Genomic DNA, 18,958 nt, shown 5'->3' on the forward strand with positions numbered 1-18,958 from the left:
CAAATATAGCCTTATTTAAAAGATCTGATGACCCTTACCATATACACAAACTAAAAAGCCATCAATCATTTAGATCGATGGCTTTAATAATATGCAGGAACAACCGTTATTAATTGTGTTCTACTTTTTGAATGTCACTGAGTACAAAATTACCGTTAAAGAAATCAGCTTGTGGGCCATAGAGCCTAAATAGTGTGAAGAACTGCTCTCCTTTAGTAATTGGCATACAGTTAGCGTAATTTCGGCTATCGCATTCTGATGACCAGTAGATGTCTGCGCTGCCATCGCTATTAAACGTCATTTCAGGCTCATTTGATGCCCAACCGAGGCGATCGGCTTCATAGATAAAGCTGCCTGTTTCCATTGAATACGTTAAGAACGACCAAAAACGCTCAGCAGGAACATTAGATGGAACGTGGATCGTATAATCATAATCGCCATACATAGGGTTACCATCTGCGTCTAAAATCCCTTTTATGTAAGTCGTAGAACGAGACTCTGCTAGAGATTTAGGTGGTGCAATATAATAGGCGAAGGTGGTTCCTCGGCCTGCGTAATCATGCCAATTGTCACTGGTATAGGTTGCATCGGTGAGCATCATTTCTCTGTTGACAGGAATCGTCCACTGAGATTGTTCACCCCATAGCCTAGGCGCATAGTGTGTGAAGCTATCTTTCATTTCAGCATGCAGTTTTACCAGTGCTTCATTCAGCATTACCTGTTGTTTAGGAGTGGGGGCGAACTTTTCTCCTTTTTCTAAGCCAAGATGGCGCAGCATACCGTACATCGCTTTCTCATCTTTTTTCACTACCTCATTTTGCAGTGCTCGGTGGGCACGCTCCCAGAATGAGGTTGAAAAATGATCTTGCCACTGCAGATGAGTATCTACAACGACATTGTCCATCTCTTTAAATGTCGTCGTCGTGTTCTTTGCGCCTAATGGGTATATCTTTACACCTTGCTTTACGTAATCAACATGTCCTTTCATATCCCCTTCTGAGGTTGTTTTGGTCATTGAACGAATTGTGGTGTAACCTTGGAACGTCTCTTGTTCAACAACAATGTAACCTGTTGTGTCGCCTGTATAACCAGGTTGGACAATAAGGTACTTGCCTCCTTTACCTTTGTCGGCGCCATCGGGGCCCACATCAATTAAAGGCTTATGCCAAGAATCAAGTAAAGTACCAAAAAAAGCATTGTCTTGAGTTGCGGCGGGAATTTCGAGCACCACAGGTCCATCTTCAATACTGTGGTAAGTATGTACGTACGGCGTATTGTTGTTGCCAGTCATCATTTGTGTATGCCATGTGACTGGACGTTCAAAGAAATAAACAGTGCTGTTTCTATCACCACCAAACTTGTTGATGGTTTCTGAAGCAAGTGTTTCGTATAACACTTGCGGGATGAACCAGGTTCCGGCTTCTAGTGCTCGGCGTTCAAACCTTTGTTCTGAAAATGATGCTGCTTTGGTTTGCGTCGAAACTGTTGGTTCAGCGTGAGCAAGCGTAAGTGAAGTCGCGGATGTTGCAATACAAAGTGCAAGTGTTAATGCGGTTTTTTTCATTTTTGCCTCAATTAAATATAATCTACGAAAATTGTCTTACCGCATATGATAGTGAGTTGAGTTGCTTTGAATACTGAATGTAATTCCGTTAGGTATTCCGTTCTGGAATATTAAGAAAAAGAAGCCGATCTAGGAAAGTGGTAAAGCCCGTCGTAAATCATGAGGGCTTTATGTCTATGTCACTCTTGTGGGGCAGATTGACCAAACCTATCACGACTTAGTCTGTAAGAGTTGTTGTACGCATTGTTCGACTCGTTTATTTAGCCATTTCTGATAAGGAGTATCGGCAGTACGGTATGAGCAAAAGAGCCCCACGGGGTTAGGCACTATACCTTCTATATGGCTGATATCGATAAGTTGTAGGTCTTTGGTGAGAGAGTGAGTCGCGAGTTCGTTCATGATATAAAAGGAAGGTATTTGTCTTGTGGTATCCAAGCAAACGTCGATTTTATCAGATCGGACCGCTACTTTTGGTTGATAGCCGCTTTCTCGGATGAATTTAATGAGCTGATTTTGTTGTCGGTTAAAGTCGGGCATTTGCGTAAGCACAAATGGGTAATTCGTTATCTCCTGGAGTGTGACGTCCTCTTTTGTTAGTAAGGGGTTGGATATGTGACAGCATAGAAATAGTTTTGGATTAGCAATTTGAGTTTGAATGATCTCTTTAGAGAGCTCTAATGGATAATAGTTGACACCAAGATCCACTATGCCTTGTTTTAGATCAGCTTCGCTATCTGGTGTCCAGCTGTGCAGTATGATTGTGGCGTTTGGGGCTTCGCTGTATAAGCGGGAAAATAAGTGTGACATTAATGGCCGAGCTATCGCTGCGTTAATATGAACGGTAATGTTTCCATTATAAGTACTCGGGTCAAAGGTATCGTTACGATTATATAGTTGATCAAGGGACTCCATGATGTCGGGGATTTTTTGCATTAATCTTAAACACTTATCAGTGGTAAGGAGCTTATTTCCCTCGCGCACAAACAGTGGATCATTAACCTGTATTCTCAACTTTTTTAACGCTTTGCTAACTCCAGATTGAGTGATATATAGTCGTTCTGCTGCCCGCTTGGTGTTGAGTTCTTCTCCGAGGATTTTGAGTAGCTTCAAGCTATTAAAATCAATCCCCTCAAGTTCACTATCTGTCATTGAACACTCCGTTACCATCATTGTTATGGGGGGGTGGATTGTCTGAGAGTAAGTCATATAAATACTGGTGATTAGGGTCAGAATACATCTTCACCAAAGCGTTGATTTGTTCGCCCACTGTTGCCACAAGCCAAGATAAATATGGCGATTGTTCAGTTTGTGATGAAACGTAGTAGGCGATGGAATGATTTTGTATGTCGTCAAACCCATCAAGTTCGAGCAATGCAAGCCCTTCACCACTTACGACAGGTCTAATAACCTCACTTACTGGAGCGATAGCATCAGTGATTCTTAGCACATCGGCGCACGCATCAAGTTTGTCAGAGCGAAAGATTACGTTGGGTAAGTAACCGTGCCTTTTTAGATAAGATTCAGTAATGGACTCACTTCCTGTGTAGTTAGCCATCGACACTAGAACGAGGGGTGAGTTGGCGATATCTTCGATAGTGATACCTTGTTTCCGTGTGAGCGGGTGGTCTTGTCGGCAGCAAAAACGAAATTTTGGACGACAGACAATTTGATGAGATAACCCAGGTACCGTGCGCAAAGGAAAAAAATTAATTCCGAGATCGATGAGCCCATTTTTAATCTGTGCATCGGTGTTTTCATTCCAATCCTCGATAATGACGGAGGCGTCTTGGGCAGCTTGGTTAAATGTGTTGATTAGCATTATCGATAATGGATGGCATAGAGAAGGGTTGATATGAATAGTTATTTCACCCTCGTATTTTTTCGCTTCAAAAATAGTCTGGTCTTCAAAGAGATCACCAATCTGTTCCATTACTTTGGGTAGTAAGCCTAAGATGGCCTCGCATTTGGGCGTCGGTTCAATTCCTTTATTTGTACGATTAAACAAAGGGTCACCAAATTGCTCCCTAAGTTTCTTTAACGCTTTACTTACGGCAGGTTGACCGATATCCAAACGCTCTGCCGTTTTCTTGGTGCTTTTTTCATGCCCTAGGACTTTGAGCACTTTTAGAGTGTTTAAGTCGATCCTAAATAGGTCTTCATCTTTCATTTTTCTCTATATCCATAATTTCAGGTGATGAATATTTGGAATAATTGAAAATATCATAATTCCATTTGGTTACAACAATAAATTGCCTATATTTATCGGCGTCAAGGGATGGGTCGGCTGGATGAGTGGTCGAGGATGCCGATGAATATTGACAACAGTTTAATGACGGCCAGTTATGAACAGTTAACAAAAGCAAATGGATGCGCTTCTAGGACGATGAGCAAATTAACTCAACTTAAGAAGACAATATTATGAAAATGAACAAAGCAGTAATCGCAGCAAGCCTAACAATGGCTCTTACCTCTTCATTCGTTCAGGCAGAATCTGAACTCCAAGATATGTCAAATCCATTAGCGGTGTACACCCAAGCGGGTATTGGATACACAGATAAGGGGCTTAACCTAAAAATTGGCCAAAGTTACGATACGGGTAGCGAAACAACGATGGGTATGAATGTGCTCGAGGTTAAGGGATTTTTTGGTGACAAACTTGGCTGGAGTAACCGTACTTCAGACGACAGCATCGACTCGCTTCGTTACAGAAATTTCAATGTAGACATGGAAAATGGCCGTGGTGCACAAGTTGATGTTAATTTGAATTTAACAAACACTACACAAGGCACAGCGTCTTACAGCTTAATTCAAGCGCTACCGAAAATGGGACCAATCAACTTTTACCCACTAGCCGGTGCCGGCGTCGCATTTGGTGAATCGTTTGATGAGACAAATCAAGGTGAACAGCAAGCACAGGATCGTTGGGATCTTCATGGCACATTTTATGTTATTGGCCTATACAGCAAACTCGAATTGACCAACAACATTTGGTTTAACTATAACCCAATGTACATGGGAACCCTATCTGGTTCCGACCCATTCAAGAATACGAGTTTGGAAGGGGATGACAGTGTGCTGACTCATGAGGCTGCACTCAGCTACCAAATCGATGATCGTACCAATGTTCGCTACTTCGCAAACTGGAGCGAGAACACAAATTACGCAAACGGCGACCACCGTATTGAAGTGAACTACCAGTTTTAAATTCTGACAACTTAAACCACATAAATTTGGCGAACTACGTTATCTCAAGCTGATTGAGATTCTAGCTCGACCAATCTCACGGACATTTTTTGCACACGGATGTGCCTTTAAACACAAACACATTTAATAAAGGCACATATCATGAAAAATAAAAAATCACTTATTGCACTTGGTGTAATTGCCGCTCTGTCATTTTCTGGCTTTGTAGCCGCTTCTGATAATGAAGTTCACGATGCAGATCCACGTAATACTGCTTGGCGCGGTGGTATTGCAACGGACGATAATGGCGAGATAAAACTTGTTGCTGGTGGTGGATTTAACAACCTTTATGGTGGTGATGAGTACCAAACACAAACCATTATGATTGGCGAATACTTTACTCAATCAGAAAACTTTCGTTTCCGTTTAGCCAATTTTGATGAGCGTTGGGGTGGTGTATACGTTGATACTAACCTTACGGATGCTGCAAATTTCTACACAGCGGGTTACATGCTTCCGTTAACAGCGACCAACGGTACCACTCAGTTCTTCCCATCAGTGAATTATTCGTACATTGATATTGATACTAATGAAATCGCGAAAGGCATTAACCAAGAGATTGCAGGGTTTAATGGCTACTCGACGGGCACTGGTCAAATGTCCGCACTTAACGCCTTACAGGGTGTTACTGGTGGTCAGGTGAAAGATATATTAGGTGGGGACGATGCACACATGGCATCGGTTAATTTATACGGTCTTCAGCCGTGGAATGATACTTTCTACACTGTTTTCCAAGCGTTTGGTGGTTCATCTTACGGTGGGGCAGATGTGCAAATGGTCGATCTAATGCTATTACAAGGTACACGCACTCAAATCGGCGATGCCGTCTTTAATATCTACTTAGAAGGCAAATACACCAATATCAAAGTTAATGATGTGAACGACCCCACAGGAGGTAAAGACTACTTACGAGGTGAAGAGACCAAAGTATCGATTGGTTTCGACTGGCGTTTCTAATTAAGTACTAAAGTCGAACGATGCAGCGGGGTGAGTGATTGCCTTGCTGCTTTGTTACGCTTTTCGGGGGAGATTATTGTGATTATTACATTGATTATTATTAAATTGTTTTCGATGCTTATTTCGAAAACATACAAAAGTATGGGCTCAAGTCGTTAATCTGGCAATATTATGAAACTGGTAAGATGGTTAATAAGCGGGATGTTATTGCTTCTGTCAATATGTGTTCAGGCGAATACTTTGCACGTGTTCGGTTCGACACTCGCTGACGAGTCGATAAATATGCCTAACCTAAATATCATCGCTCACCGCGGGTCATTTATCGAATTTGATTACCCTACTAGCGATGTATTAGGGCTAAATAGTCTAGAGGTATTGGAGATTCATAACTATTTTGAGCCTTTGACCAATATGAGAACTAGCATAGCGTTATTTGATGAAGAATCAGGGGGCTTATTGATTGAACAGCAACCGGTTTTGAAAGGAGAAATGTTCGCTGGGGGAGTGATACTAACGTCGTTGCCCAAATCAACTAAAATCGCAATAGTTTCTACTTTGGGGTACGCCTACATTAACTTTCATGAACCGGATGATAAGGAGGTTGCCTGTTCGTTCATTACATCAGAAAATTCATGCCAAGGTCAGACATTTTCAGCGTCATCATCTAACCTCCACAATATTGGCAATCAAATAAGCGTGAAAGATAGTCACCTAGCCACCGCCAATATTTTTACTCGAACGCGTTGGAGTGAGAAAAGTTATAGTGGCATACAACTTAGCGTGGGTAAGGCGATGAAGGGCGTCAATATTGATATAGTAGATGTAACTTTTGTCCATCAATTTTCCGTCCCACTAACTAAGAGCGATCTCTCCATCTATCTGCAAGCGACTCATCGAGATATTAGTGGCGAGGGTCTCCTTTCACTGAATCAATACAATAATGCCTTTTCAACAAGAATGAAGAATTACGCAGTAGGGGTCGTTTTACCTTATTGATTTGTAAGTTATGTGTCTGATTTTGTGTCAGTTTTGAAATTGATTGCAACATACCCGCTGTTTGTATGATATGGCTCGAAACGCGATTATGTTTGGCCGTCGAAATAATCCATGTCTACTAATTTGTTAGTAACTATCATGGAGGTCATAATGAAAAAAACACTGACAACGCTCGCTATATTTTCTACTTGTTCGCTAGGTTTACATGCTGAAGAAATGGGTGACTCTACACCCGTTGTCGCCGGGTATTTCGCAGACTGGCAATACGATAATGAAGATAATGGATACACGGTAAAAGATATTCCAGCCGATAATCTAACGCATATCATTTACGCATTTTTGAGTATGTGTGGCCCACACGAATCAGCATCAAAGGCCGTTCAGATTCAAGTGGCAGAGGCTTGTGAAGGAAAAGCGCCTTTTAGTGCGATAATCGTGGATCAAAAGGCAGCACTACAACATGACTTTGGGGATGTATCAGTAGATGTTAACTATAAAGGCCATTTTGCTCAGCTAGCACAGCTAAAGAAAGACAACCCATCTATAAAAATACTGCCTTCTTTTGGTGGTTGGACAATGTCTGAACCCTTTCATGCAATGGCAAAAGATCCACAGGCCATTGAGCAGTTCTCTCGCACTGCTGTAGAGTTGATCAATGAATACTCGTTTTTCGATGGCATTGATCTTGATTGGGAATACCCTGGTGGGGGCGGCTTGACCACTTCTCCGTGGAATCCAGACACAAAACTCACCGATGAGCAGAAAGCACAAGAGCGTGATGCTTTCACCTATTTGGTAAAAACATTACGTCATGATCTTGATGCTTTAACAAAAGCCACTAAGCGAGACTATGAGCTCTCGACTGCGGTAGGTGTCGGGCCTAAAACGGCTCAGATCGATTGGAACAGCGCTCAGCCATATTTAACCAATATGTTTGCAATGACTTATGACTTCCTTGGTGGTTGGGGGCCTCAAACTGGTCATTTAACCAATCTGCACGCTACCGAAAGAAGTTGGTGGGGAATGGGGGCCGATGTCTTTATCAATCAGATGATTGAACAGGGGATTCCGAGTGAAAAGCTCGTTCTCGGTGCCGCTTTTTACGGTCGAGGCTGGCAAGGAACTAAAGACTACCAAGGAGAGCTACCGACCGGTGAACTTGTTTCGGATAAAGGTGCTGAGTTTGGTACTGGAGAAAACGGCTATTTTATGTTCTGGGATCTGATGAAGAACTACAGTGCTAAACAGGGCTATAGCTATTTATACGATGAACAAGCGCAAGCGCCTTATTTGTGGAATGAGCAAGAGAAAGTGTTCATTTCATTTGAGGATCAACGTTCTATTCGTGCTAAGGCTGATTGGGCTAAAGCCGCTAAACTGGGGGGGATCTTTACATGGGAACTCTCTGGTGACCCTTCTGGTGAGTTAGTCGAAGCGATGTATCAACAGATTAATGAATAGTATAAGAGTTTGATATTAAGAAGAATAACACCCTGATTGCCAGGGTGTTGTTCGTTTAGCTGTAATTATTCAGTTATAAAGGTGTCATCAAGCTCGTTATTTTTGGTTCGGTGTTTGAACATCATTTAGGATAATAGAATCATCCTCTAATGGATGCTCAGCTCGGTCTCGTAACACCTCTAGCTGATGTTCAAGCATATTAACGGTATCGTAATCAGCCTCAGAACAGGCAATGTATATTTGCTGCTCTAGTGCTTCGATACTATCTTTTAGTGCCATGATCCACCTCCTAGATATGCTCAAGGAACGAATTTACCTGTTCTCAAATCTATTGTAGTCGAGCAATCCAAATTCGATAGGTTGATCTTGCTGATACCATGCATGCAATCTATCGCTAAATGGCCAAAAACGCTCGTCGCTTCTTCTAATTCCAAATTGATCCAATAACTTAATGTAATCCTCTTCTGTTGAAAGTGAAGACAACATATTTACAAGTTTTGGTATCTGTTTCTCATTCACGAGAAGGAAGGCTTCGGGATAGCTTCCAAGTACACCTTTTACTAGCGTCAAATCATCATTTTCTGGGTCTCGATTACTTGCTTCATCAAATAAACTTGAGATGTTCGTGTGCGCGCTATTATGCATAAGCGTAAATACTTCATCTTTGCCCGATTCAGACTCGATGAGCATCATTATGGTCTCTGGTAAATAGGCGAGCCCGCGGCCTTTAATGAGGTCGATCTTCTGTAGGTGTATTTCGCTTTCTAATGTAAGTTCAGTCTGTTCAATTTCATAGCGAGCGTTTAATACAGGTTTAAGCATCGTTGTTAAAATGTCATATAGTTCATTCTTATAATTGTTTGTCTGATAAGGGATCTGACTTTGTTGTGCGAAAGGCCTAACATTACGCTGTAGGTAATCACTCATTTGACTACTTTGATTTTTATACCAACTAGAGTGTTCTATATGACGCATTTCATGAGGAAGTAATGAGATAAAGTTGGTTTCTCCTTCAAGGCGCAGAAAATCCATAAACATACGAGTAATCAGTTGGTGGCCAAAGTTTCCGTAAATATCAAAGCCCGCGACTAACAAGTAATGGATACGCTCTAGAAGTGCATAATCGAGTATCCAAGCCGTTTTGGGTGGCTGTCCTACCAGTCCTTGAACAACTGATGCACTATCGAAATGTCTGAATATCGTTAATGCTGCATTGTCGTTGGTTCCATCACCTTGCCATATGATATTGGAATTCAAATACTCACCTTTTTCAAAGAAATCATTGACGAAATTAGACTTGGCCTCAAGGTAACGAGCCTGCTGACGTGAATACTTGACCCAATTCAAAACTGGTACGGTATTACTGTCTAGCTCTGAAGGGAGTTTTAAGTTAACAGCCTGCGACTGATAAAATTCGTTGATTTCAGGAATGTCAGATTTTTCTGGATCAATAAAGAATACCCAGAAACGATCATTGATAACGTTAAGTGCAAGTTGACCTCGACAAACAGGGCCTTTTATAAATCCACCAATGGTGTTCTGAGCATTATCGAGCATAAATCGATAACGTGAATGTACAGGAAGATCGGTAAAGGCAGTCAAAGGGTTAGCGGCAACGTTAATACGATAACTTGGTAGCGCATTCACTTGATAATCAGCATCGACAAACCAGGTTGTCCAATTATCGATTCTTTCATTATTCAACGCAAAAGGGAGGTGTGTTTTGCTGACAGTCGTACCTTGCTCAGGAATGATTCGGTAATACACTCTTTCAACACCAGGGTCTCCATAGGGGCGTCGTGTTGCAATTCGTTCAAGGGGCTCACCGGGTGGTGTGGCTGAGCGAACCAAATTAAAAAACCTTGGGCTATGTGTGCTTTCATCATCACCTAAATCAGAAAAATAGAGGTGTGAAAGAAACAGGTGCTCATAGATATAACGTGCTGAAAGCTGACTCTTTAAAGAGTTTTTGTTTAAGAAGGTTTCGTACTTATCGATCAATTGTTGTTGTTCATAAGAGATGGGTAGCGGTTCATTCATCGTCGCGCCGTTTTGAAGCCAAGTCATGAGTGTACTGTACTCATACTTATCAAGATTTGGCATCCCATAGGGCATTCCCCATGTCGGGTAGTCTTGCTCATACTTATCGACCTCTTCAATAGAAGGGCACTCTTGCTGTCGGTCGGTTGAAAAATCGAATCCTTCTAGCTGTTTTTGGTCGGGTAAAGGGTGGTTTTCTTTTTGCTGTAGCATTCTAGCAATTAAACCCGCTTGAACATTGGCTGTTGGCGTTTGAATTCGTTCATTTAAAATAGGGTGGAAGGATAAATTACGCCATTCAGTAGTGGTTTGAGCATCTTCAAATAAACGTGTTTGTGTTGCGGCCGTTAATCTTGTTCCTTGATAAACAAGCGCTTTACTTGCCCCTCGATCAATACCTTCAACTGAAGACATTTTGAGTTGGCAAGGCGCATCGTAGCACGCGTGACAAACGACACAGCGATTATCAATGATGGGTTTGACTTGGTTTACGAAGAAATCTGATGGAGGACTATCGAGTTCGACCGTTCGCTGCTGAACTTCCTCTTTGCCGAAAAGCTCATCGTAGTTAAGCCCTGCATAGGTTGCACAACCAGAGAAGATGACAACCAGGAGAATAGAAAATAACCGTCTTAAATTCATCACGTTACCAAGAAAACATACAAACTTTACTTAGTATACAACAAAATTAATTAACGGCTAATCAATGTAATTACTTCTATCAGTAATATGTATAAGTAGGAGGGGTGATGGCCCCCTCCTACTGACTATTACTTTGAAACTAACTATTAATGTCCGATAACTTCCTTAAGAACGTCACCCGTTGCGCCACTCGGATGGGTAATCCCTAGCTTGTTGGATAAAGTAGGAGCAACGTCATAAGGCGTCACTAAACGGCTGACGCGTTTTTGTTTGATGTTCATGCCAGCGAAAATGATTGGTACGTGTGTGTCATAACGCCATGGTGAGCCGTGAGTGGACGCAACAGATATACCGTCGAAATCGTTGATATAGGTACGAGGTGCAAATACGACATAAACATCACCTGAACGAGCGGGGTGGTAGTTGTTTTTGATCATGTCCATTAACGGAGTATTTGGTACATTATTTCTCGCGATATCATTACTTGTGACTGCATTATGAACGCCTTGCACCTTCATAAGTTCATCAGCAACCACACGTTGAACATCTGCCAAGTTTAGCTTTTTATTGGCGATGACCTCTTGATTAAGATAAACGTACGGATGAGAGTAGATGCGAATGGCTTCTTTACCCAGTCCAAAATTCGATTTCAGTGCAGCGAGGACACTTTCATTGATCAAGGTGTCTTGTTTAAAGTACTGCGCTTGGTTGAACCCCAACCCATTTGCGGTTGGTGAGACTTCTGGCACGCCATGATCCGATGAGAGAACAATAAGCGTATTTTCCAATCCAATTTGATCATCGACTGTTTTCAAAAGTTTAGCGATGGTTCGATCTAAACGAACCAAATTATCTTCGGTTTCTAAGCTATCAGGGCCGTACATATGAATAACGTAATCGTTTGATGAGAAACTCACTGCTAAATAGTCAGTAAATCGTCCAGATCCCAATTTTTCTTGCTTAACCAATGTACTGGCGAAATTTTCGGTGATCTCATCACCTGCAGGGCTCAGTGTCAGCATAGTACTGAAATACTGGAAGCTTGATGGGCCGTATGGATGAGGGAAAGTACGTTTAAAGCCGGCAAGATCGATTTTATTCTCTGGCTCAGTTTCAACTAATGTATAGTCTTCTTTTGGCAAAGATAGCTCCCATCTACCACCAGAATATTGTTCCGGAATTGCTTTTTCATTCCAACGGTCAACCCACAAAGGGTAAGCATCATAATAATAGTTACTGGTGACAAACTCAGATTGGGCTTTAGAGAACCAAAAGGCCTTGCCAGTATGCCCACCTAACGATATTGCTCCTCTATCTTTAATTGAGACAGAGAACACTTTCGATTGACCCGAGCTTGCCACGGTCAGTTCATCGGCAAACGTCGTCGACAAGATAGGCTCTGGCGAGCGCCCATCACCTTGCGCCGTTCTTTGGGTTGGGTCAATTTCAGTGGCTTTATCGACACCTGCGCCGCTTGAAAGCATTGAATAATTGGCGTCTTCAACGTTATAAACAATACGGTCTAACTGGCGATCAAACCAGACGTTACCCACCATCCCATGAACACTCGGTGGCGCACCTGTCGCTAAAGAAACATGGCCGACAATCGTCTCGGTATTGCCATGTTGAAAATGCGCATTGGTGTAGTGGATACCTTGATCCATGAGATAACGGAATCCATTATCACCAAAGTTGTGTTTATACCGATCTAATAGATCGCCACGAAGGCCATCAACGGTAATTTGTAAAACAAGATCGGGCTTTGCGATATCAGCCAGGGCGCTGTGGGAGCAAAGTAGGGCAATAGCCAGAGTTGAAAGTGATTTCGTGTACATAAAGCCTCGTTACAGAAACTGCAAACAATGAAATGAAATGAATTATTCTTTTCAAACTGTAGCACAACGAATCATTTCGTTTGGTAATAAGCTTTATTTCGAATTAACCCTAGATTTTATTCATAAAGTGTGGGTTAAAGAGAGGGCGTGAACGCTATAAGCGATTGATAGAAAAAAGATATGAAATAAAAAAGGCTCAATGGAGAGTCATTGAGCCTTTACTTTGAATTGTTAGATTCGCTTAATACTATGCTTTTACAGCGTGTGCCTGAGCAGCACTAGTTGCAGATACTGGCTTAGTAATGAAGGCAAGAACGACACATACCCCCATCATTGCTGCTGAGATCGTGTAAGCAAGACCGTAACCACCATTGTGCGCCATAGAGTAACCAACAACCGCAACACCTAGTGCACCACCAATACCCCATGCCGTGTATAGAACGCCGTAGTTAGTACCGTAGTTTTTAAGTCCGTAGTATTCCGCTGTTAATGACGGGAATACAGCCAGCAATGTACCGTAACCAACAGCCGCGATAGCAGTACCGATGATTAATGTGAATTCTGAATCAAACGTTGCGAATAGAACCATGTTTACGCCTTGCAAGATGAACGCAAGAAGTAGAGTACGAACACCGCCGATTTTGTCAGACAGGATACCAGCGCCAACACGGCCAGCCGAGTTAAATACCGCAAGAATCGATGCTAGGTATACCGCATTTGGTAGGCTTGCTTGAACACTCGCAATGTTTGTGATGTTACCAATAATCATTAGACCAACAGAGGCAGCAAAAGCATACATTACCCAAAGAGAGTAAAACTGAGGTGTCTTAAGCATTGCTTTCCAGCTAACGTCAGCTGATTTCTTAACGACAACAGGCGCTTGACCTTCTTTTACTTTAGGTGCTTCTGGCGTGTAGTCTTCTGGCGGGTTGTTAATTGTACACGCAAGTGGCACTGCAATAACTAATACACCAACACCAAGAATCATAAATGCTGTATTGATGCCTAAATCAGTAATCAGCATAGAAGTTAGAGGAGCCAAATAAATAGCCGCTAAGCCAAAGCCTGCTGCGATAAGGCCATTTACCATACCTTTTTTTGAAGGGTGGAACCATTTCATTGCAGAAGGAGACAGACACGCATAACCGAAACCGATACCAGCACCAGTAATTACACCGAAAGTAATGTTGAGCATTAATACAGAGTCAACGAAGCCAGAAGCAATCATGCCAAGACCTGTAAGAAGCGTACCTAAAATAAGGATCTTACGTGGGCCCATGCGGTCTTGAAGAATACCAGCAACAAGAAGACAAATAGAGAAGGTGATAGTTGCTGTCGCGTATGGAGAAGATGCATCAGCGGCACTCCAACCAAAATCTGTTACTAGCGCTTTGTTAAATACACTCCAAGCATACAGGATGCCAAGACAAAGGTTGATACAGAATCCTGCTAACAGGATGCGCATAGCTTTATCGATCTTGCTCATTGTTATTTCCAGTGTTGCCTCTAATTAAAGAGGATAGGTTGATAAATTTTCTTTCAAAATAAGTTTGCGTTTTTCAACATATGACGCAATGAGCGCGGATTATAACCAATATAAATGTGATTGGAATCTCTTTTTGACATATGCATTCAAATAATCCCTGGATGTTAAATTGCTGTGATTGTTGTTGTTTTTATGTTTGGGTTTGGTGTTGTGGGATAGTGTAATAATGGATGGCTAAGCGGTTACGATCACTCGTGAGATATAGGGTAGTGCTATTTTTGATTAAAGTTAAAGTAACAATCAATTTTATTGATATTGATTCATTGGAATTATGGCCTTCTTAAAAGGTATTTGAAGGGTGGTTACTATTTTTTCATTGAATATCGAGTCAATCACTGCCGCAATTTTATTTAGGGATGCCGTGACTCGTGAGCGAGGAAGTAGCTTTTACTTATAAACTCCGGCTACACTGCTGTACATAAATATCAAATGGAGTTTTTAATGACTAACCCAAATATCAGTGCTCTTATAGTTCAAGGTGGCGGCCAAAAAGGTGCATTTTCTGCGGGTGTTCTTGACCAGTTTAAGCGTCATCAATTTGACCCGTTTTCTCTCTATTTAGGCACTTCCGCGGGCGCGCTTAATATTGCCGCTTTCATTGCAGGGCAAACAGGGTTAGCGCTCGACTTCATTATCAATTATACGACTAATCAACGTTTTTTTGATTTCAATAAGTTTGTTAATAAACAGCAACCCATGGATCTTGATTGGGCTTTTCAGTTTGTTGAGCAAGGCGAGTTTCCTTTAGATATCCAAAAAGGTAAAGCTCAGTTGGAAAAGCTTCACCTAGGAAGAAAACGAGAAGCCTTAGCGTGCGTGACACACGTTGAAGAGCTCAAAGATTACTATTACCCAATCTTTGAAGACAATTGGTTTGATATCCTCCGTGCGACCAGTGCAATTCCAGTTCTTTACTTTGATGATATTGAGTTTGATGGTGCCACGTGGGTTGATGGCGGCGTGACTTCAACGATCCCTGTCCAAGAGGCCTATAAAAGAGGTGCAAAAGAATTAGTGGTCATCACGACCGATCCAATTTTAACTCGGCACGAAGTCGCGCCAACACCGATGGAAAATACTTTCTCTAAACTCTCTCTTGAAGTTGAAATTGGCTTAGATTTGCTGATTCAGCGTTATGGGTTAGTGGGCCACGTGGAACGTTTAAATGAGTTTGAACAGCAATTCACACAAGCGATTGGTAAAGTGAAGCAACGTTATCCTTCACTAGTTGGCAGTAATGATAAGAGCTGGGCTCAGGAAGCAGAAAAGCTCGCGAATCTCATCAAAGTTCAGAGTGAAAAGCGAAATTTCTCAGGAGAACACACAAAAAAAATGGAAATGTTAGTTTCTCATTATCTTAATCATGAGTCAGTAAAAGAGTTTATGAGGGAGCCTCCAGTAGGCGTGACAATACATGAAATTGCGCCACTTTCTCCGCTACTAAGTAAAGGTTTACTCAGTGGAAAAGATGAAATATTGAGTGATTACCAGCAAGGGTTATTAGCAGGAAAAGAGTACCTTGAACGACATCACGACCAAAGTCCTCATTGAAATAACAGATGTCGCAAGGTTTTATAATATCCTGAATCAAAATATCATTTTTGACATATCTTGACGTATAAAAATACTTCTATGACATACGTAAGGTGCCGTTAGGTAGGATTCCTATTGAATAAAACCAATAGGAGTAACAATGAATACCGATCATGTATCTGCGTATCGCACACTATGTCAGTGTACGTTAGGGCCTAACAAAACGGATATTGAGGACTTTTTAAAGCAAGGGTCCATTGAGAATTGGGTTGAGCATCAAACTCGTATTCCGCGAACAAGTTGGGACGAGCGATACCACCAAGATAAGATGAATAGTAGCCTTGGAGATGGGCCAGTCTTCGCCACAAGTTGGACTGGGGTTACTTTAGATGAAGAAAATAAGGACATATTACGTCAAAGAGTTGCGTACATTCTCACTCAGCTTTTTGTTGTAAGTACTCGAGATCCTGCTTTATCACAATCAGGAAGGCGTTCTGCCTTTTGTAAGTTTTATGATGGGCTTTCAGAGCGAGCCTTTGGCAACTTTGATGAGATAATTAAGTTTGTCTCCACTTCACCGGTTATGGGTGAATACCTCACTTTCATCAATAATACATCTAACGAAGCCACCGATGCGGATGAAAACTACGCTCGAGAATTACTTCAGTTATTTACGCTTGGCCCTGTGAAGCTAGAGGGGAGCGGAGTACCATCAGTTGATGGAGAAGGAAACCAACTCCCTGCTTACACTCAAGAAGATATAGAGCAACTAGCGAAAGTATTCACTGGTTGGAAATTCGCAGAGGGAACAAGTGGCCATGATCGTTATATGAGTCCTTTAAGAGTTGACGAGTCAGATCACAATAGAGACACAAAGGTGATTCTGGGGAAGACATTTCAAAAAGAGATTGATGCAGAAGAAGAACTTGATGACGTTATTCGCCACCTAATGAATCAAGCCAATTTATATACTTATATTACCTACTTTTTTATCAGTAAAATGATTACCAGTAATCCAATGCCTGGGCATGTACGCCGAGTTCGTAATGCATTCTTAAACAGTGGAGGCAATGTGCAGGCTTTGATCACTGCAATTCTAACAGATCAAGTTGCAGACAATAGCGGCAACGATGTGGGTAAAGTACGAGATCCGCTGATTGTTTTCACTCATGCTATGAGAGCGTTGGACGCGCAGTTATCACCCGGTGTAGAGGTATGGTCACACAAGTTCAACTGGTATGATCGAATGCTTCCGATGAGCGCTCCGTCAGTTTTTTATTATTATCAGCATGATGATGCGCCCTCGGATCCTGATCTCGAAGGCCTGTTCGCGCCGGAATTTAACATTTATAACTGGAGCGATATTTACCAATATGGAAAGGAGGCCAAAGAGCTATTAGGACGCTTCCATCACTTAGGGGAGGGGTGGGGTATCGATGATGAACTGGAAAGGTTGCATTGGGCCGACACTTCGGAAACAGATGAAGAGCTTGTAGAATTATATAACCAAAAACTTTTCTCTGGCCAAATGAAATCAACGACTAAACAAGCCTGTATTGAATTTTTGGCGCACTGCCCTCGAAATAACAAGAGTTACTATGCAGATATCCGCGCTCTTATCATGAACCTAATCATTTCACCTGAATTTATTATCCAGAGGTAGTCGTATGTCAATTTCAAGAAGACGTTTTTTACAAGGAACCGCGGCTGCTGCAGGAGTATCGGTACTCAATCTAACTTCAATGCCTGCTTTCGCCCAGCTATTTGGAGGTTGTAACTCCACAGGGTATCGAGCCATTGTTGGCATCGATTTCGCGGGAGGTAATGATGGATTTAACATGGTCATTCCACAGGCTTTAGGTTTTGATGACTATAAAAGACTGAGAGGTGGGTTGGCTTTTGAAAAAGGGGATGGAATTAAGTTTAGTTCCGAATTCCATTTACATCCCGCAATGGCAAAATTAAACGAATTAATTAAAGAAAAAGAGTTACTTCCTGTCTTGAACGTTGGTCCTATGATGGCTCCCGCTATGGAAGCTGTTACAAATGAGAAAGTGATGCCAGGTCACCTATTTAGTCATAATCATCAGTCTACCATGGTACAATCTTCAGCTCGTCTAAAGCTTGCTAAAAACGGGTTTGGAGCGCTTGGCGAACAGACATTTGAAGGTGTGTCTAGAGGATTTGATAATTACTCTTCGTTGTTCGATATTGGTGGTGGTCAGGTGTGGACAAATAGCCTAGGGATGCAGTCAAATTCCGTTGGTAGCTCTGCTCCCGGTGATATTTTCCTTAAAACCGATAACCCTGAAGAAATTCGTCGAGATCGCGCACTGTTCAATGCTATTCAAAAGCCGGAGTACTATCAGCATAAGTTTGAAAAACACTATGCAAAAATAGCTGAAGGTGCACAAGAAACCCATGAACGAATGAGTGGGATCTTCGCTACAGATACTCATGGAGAATTTCCAGATACGCACATTGGTCGACAACTTCAAGCTGTATTGCAACTGATTGTTAATAATGATGGTAATTTTGGGCATCAAAGGCAGTACTTTAGCTGTAAGCTTGGTGGTTTTGATACTCATTCAAATCAATTGGCGACGCATGAACGATTACTTGGCGAGTATGCAGAGGCAATTGCTGCTTTTCATCAAGCTTTGCGTCTGCACAACTTGGCAGACTCTGTCACATCGTTCACTCATTCAGAATTTGGTCGAACGTTAATTCCAAATGGAACAGGCGGTACAGATCACGGATGGGGCAGTCATTCTTTTGTCATTGGTGGTGCTGTGGATGGCTCAAAAACCATCGGTACTTATCCGATATTAGATGAAGGGTCTACACTACTACTTTCACGTGGACGCGTTGTGCCGACGACATCAACCGATCAAGTTCATGCGTCTTTGCTTGTGTGGTTAGGAATGGATCCTAATGAGATAGATAACATCTTCCCTGCGTTAGTAGAAGGTGGCTTTGAGGAAAAAACACTCGATTTATTTAAGTGCGCTTAATGTATTGAAAATTCCAGAGGTGTTAGCCTCTGGTATTTAGCTTATCGATGCTTATTGCTTTCTTTCTTCTCAATTTAATGAAAAAGCCATGTTATTTGCAGCACCATCTTAGAAAAACCACTTACAT

General features: G+C 41.9%; 14 protein-coding genes. 7 read left to right on the top strand and 7 right to left on the bottom strand.

Annotated elements, in window-relative coordinates:
• Nucleotides 1-109 precede the first annotated feature (109 nt).
• The 3 genes from KP803_RS09490 to KP803_RS09500 form a co-directional block, all read right to left on the bottom strand.
• Nucleotides 110-1,564, bottom strand: a complete 1,455-nt coding sequence (locus KP803_RS09490) for a DUF1214 domain-containing protein (RefSeq protein WP_248008588.1) — start codon at nt 1,562-1,564, stop codon at nt 110-112.
• Nucleotides 1,565-1,774: 210 nt separating this feature from the next.
• Nucleotides 1,775-2,713, bottom strand: a complete 939-nt coding sequence (locus KP803_RS09495; protein ID WP_248008589.1) for a LysR family transcriptional regulator — start codon at nt 2,711-2,713, stop codon at nt 1,775-1,777.
• Nucleotides 2,703-3,731, bottom strand: coding sequence for a LysR family transcriptional regulator (locus KP803_RS09500; RefSeq protein ID WP_248008590.1), 1,029 nt, complete (start codon nt 3,729-3,731; stop codon nt 2,703-2,705). The genes KP803_RS09495 and KP803_RS09500 overlap by 11 nt, the downstream gene beginning before the upstream one ends.
• Nucleotides 3,732-3,982: 251 nt before the next feature.
• On the opposite strand from KP803_RS09500, the gene KP803_RS09505 reads away from it, so the two are divergent.
• The 4 genes from KP803_RS09505 (at nt 3,983) to KP803_RS09520 (ending at nt 8,221) form a co-directional block, all read left to right on the top strand.
• Nucleotides 3,983-4,768, top strand: coding sequence for a hypothetical protein (locus KP803_RS09505; RefSeq protein ID WP_248008591.1), 786 nt, complete (start codon nt 3,983-3,985; stop codon nt 4,766-4,768).
• A 141-nt stretch (nt 4,769-4,909) separates the two neighbouring features.
• A complete protein-coding gene (locus tag KP803_RS09510; RefSeq protein WP_248008592.1) occupies nt 4,910-5,764 on the top strand; it encodes a hypothetical protein in 855 nt (284 codons plus the stop codon).
• 282 nt (nt 5,765-6,046) lie between these two features.
• Nucleotides 6,047-6,760, top strand: a complete 714-nt coding sequence (locus KP803_RS09515) for a hypothetical protein (protein ID WP_248008593.1) — start codon at nt 6,047-6,049, stop codon at nt 6,758-6,760.
• A gap of 150 nt (nt 6,761-6,910) precedes the next feature.
• Entirely contained in the window at nt 6,911-8,221 is a 1,311-nt protein-coding gene (locus KP803_RS09520) for a glycoside hydrolase family 18 protein (RefSeq protein WP_248008594.1), read from the top strand.
• 96 nt (nt 8,222-8,317) lie between these two features.
• On the opposite strand, the gene KP803_RS09525 is transcribed toward KP803_RS09520, so the two are convergent.
• The 4 genes from KP803_RS09525 to KP803_RS09540 form a co-directional block, all read right to left on the bottom strand.
• Nucleotides 8,318-8,500, bottom strand: a complete 183-nt coding sequence (locus KP803_RS09525) for a hypothetical protein (RefSeq protein ID WP_248008595.1) — start codon at nt 8,498-8,500, stop codon at nt 8,318-8,320.
• A gap of 33 nt (nt 8,501-8,533) precedes the next feature.
• A complete protein-coding gene (locus KP803_RS09530) occupies nt 8,534-10,903 on the bottom strand; it encodes a fatty acid cis/trans isomerase (protein ID WP_248008596.1) in 2,370 nt (789 codons plus the stop codon).
• A gap of 146 nt (nt 10,904-11,049) precedes the next feature.
• On the bottom strand, nt 11,050-12,738 hold the full coding sequence (locus KP803_RS09535) for an alkaline phosphatase family protein (protein WP_248008597.1): 1,689 nt from the start codon (nt 12,736-12,738) through the stop codon (nt 11,050-11,052).
• A 247-nt stretch (nt 12,739-12,985) separates the two neighbouring features.
• Nucleotides 12,986-14,224, bottom strand: a complete 1,239-nt coding sequence (locus KP803_RS09540) for an L-lactate MFS transporter (protein ID WP_248008598.1) — start codon at nt 14,222-14,224, stop codon at nt 12,986-12,988.
• 501 nt (nt 14,225-14,725) lie between these two features.
• On the opposite strand from KP803_RS09540, the gene KP803_RS09545 reads away from it, so the two are divergent.
• The 3 genes from KP803_RS09545 (at nt 14,726) to KP803_RS09555 (ending at nt 18,831) form a co-directional block, all read left to right on the top strand.
• Nucleotides 14,726-15,835 (top strand): patatin family protein, encoded by a 1,110-nt coding sequence (locus KP803_RS09545; protein ID WP_248008599.1) that lies wholly within the window; start codon nt 14,726-14,728, stop codon nt 15,833-15,835.
• A 142-nt stretch (nt 15,836-15,977) separates the two neighbouring features.
• Nucleotides 15,978-17,480, top strand: coding sequence for a DUF1800 family protein (locus KP803_RS09550; RefSeq protein ID WP_248008600.1), 1,503 nt, complete (start codon nt 15,978-15,980; stop codon nt 17,478-17,480).
• A gap of 4 nt (nt 17,481-17,484) precedes the next feature.
• Nucleotides 17,485-18,831, top strand: a complete 1,347-nt coding sequence (locus KP803_RS09555) for a DUF1501 domain-containing protein (protein WP_248008601.1) — start codon at nt 17,485-17,487, stop codon at nt 18,829-18,831.
• Nucleotides 18,832-18,958: the final 127 nt, after the last annotated feature.

This window comes from Vibrio amylolyticus (assembly GCF_023145695.1).
GTDB lineage: Bacteria > Pseudomonadota > Gammaproteobacteria > Enterobacterales > Vibrionaceae > Vibrio > Vibrio amylolyticus.

Bases quoted from the DNA above. Each gene is read 5' to 3' on its own strand.
- KP803_RS09555 (WP_248008601.1), top strand. From the start codon at position 17,485: ATGTCAATTTCAAGAAGACGTTTTTTACAAGGAACCGCGGCTGCTGCA.
- KP803_RS09525 (WP_248008595.1), bottom strand. From the start codon at position 8,500: ATGGCACTAAAAGATAGTATCGAAGCACTAGAGCAGCAAATATACATT.
- KP803_RS09540 (WP_248008598.1), bottom strand. From the start codon at position 14,224: ATGAGCAAGATCGATAAAGCTATGCGCATCCTGTTAGCAGGATTCTGT.
- KP803_RS09545 (WP_248008599.1), top strand. From the start codon at position 14,726: ATGACTAACCCAAATATCAGTGCTCTTATAGTTCAAGGTGGCGGCCAA.
- KP803_RS09505 (WP_248008591.1), top strand. From the start codon at position 3,983: ATGAAAATGAACAAAGCAGTAATCGCAGCAAGCCTAACAATGGCTCTT.
- KP803_RS09550 (WP_248008600.1), top strand. From the start codon at position 15,978: ATGAATACCGATCATGTATCTGCGTATCGCACACTATGTCAGTGTACG.
- KP803_RS09530 (WP_248008596.1), bottom strand. From the start codon at position 10,903: ATGAATTTAAGACGGTTATTTTCTATTCTCCTGGTTGTCATCTTCTCT.
- KP803_RS09490 (WP_248008588.1), bottom strand. From the start codon at position 1,564: ATGAAAAAAACCGCATTAACACTTGCACTTTGTATTGCAACATCCGCG.
- KP803_RS09520 (WP_248008594.1), top strand. From the start codon at position 6,911: ATGAAAAAAACACTGACAACGCTCGCTATATTTTCTACTTGTTCGCTA.
- KP803_RS09495 (WP_248008589.1), bottom strand. From the start codon at position 2,713: ATGACAGATAGTGAACTTGAGGGGATTGATTTTAATAGCTTGAAGCTA.
- KP803_RS09515 (WP_248008593.1), top strand. From the start codon at position 6,047: ATGCCTAACCTAAATATCATCGCTCACCGCGGGTCATTTATCGAATTT.
- KP803_RS09535 (WP_248008597.1), bottom strand. From the start codon at position 12,738: ATGTACACGAAATCACTTTCAACTCTGGCTATTGCCCTACTTTGCTCC.
- KP803_RS09500 (WP_248008590.1), bottom strand. From the start codon at position 3,731: ATGAAAGATGAAGACCTATTTAGGATCGACTTAAACACTCTAAAAGTG.
- KP803_RS09510 (WP_248008592.1), top strand. From the start codon at position 4,910: ATGAAAAATAAAAAATCACTTATTGCACTTGGTGTAATTGCCGCTCTG.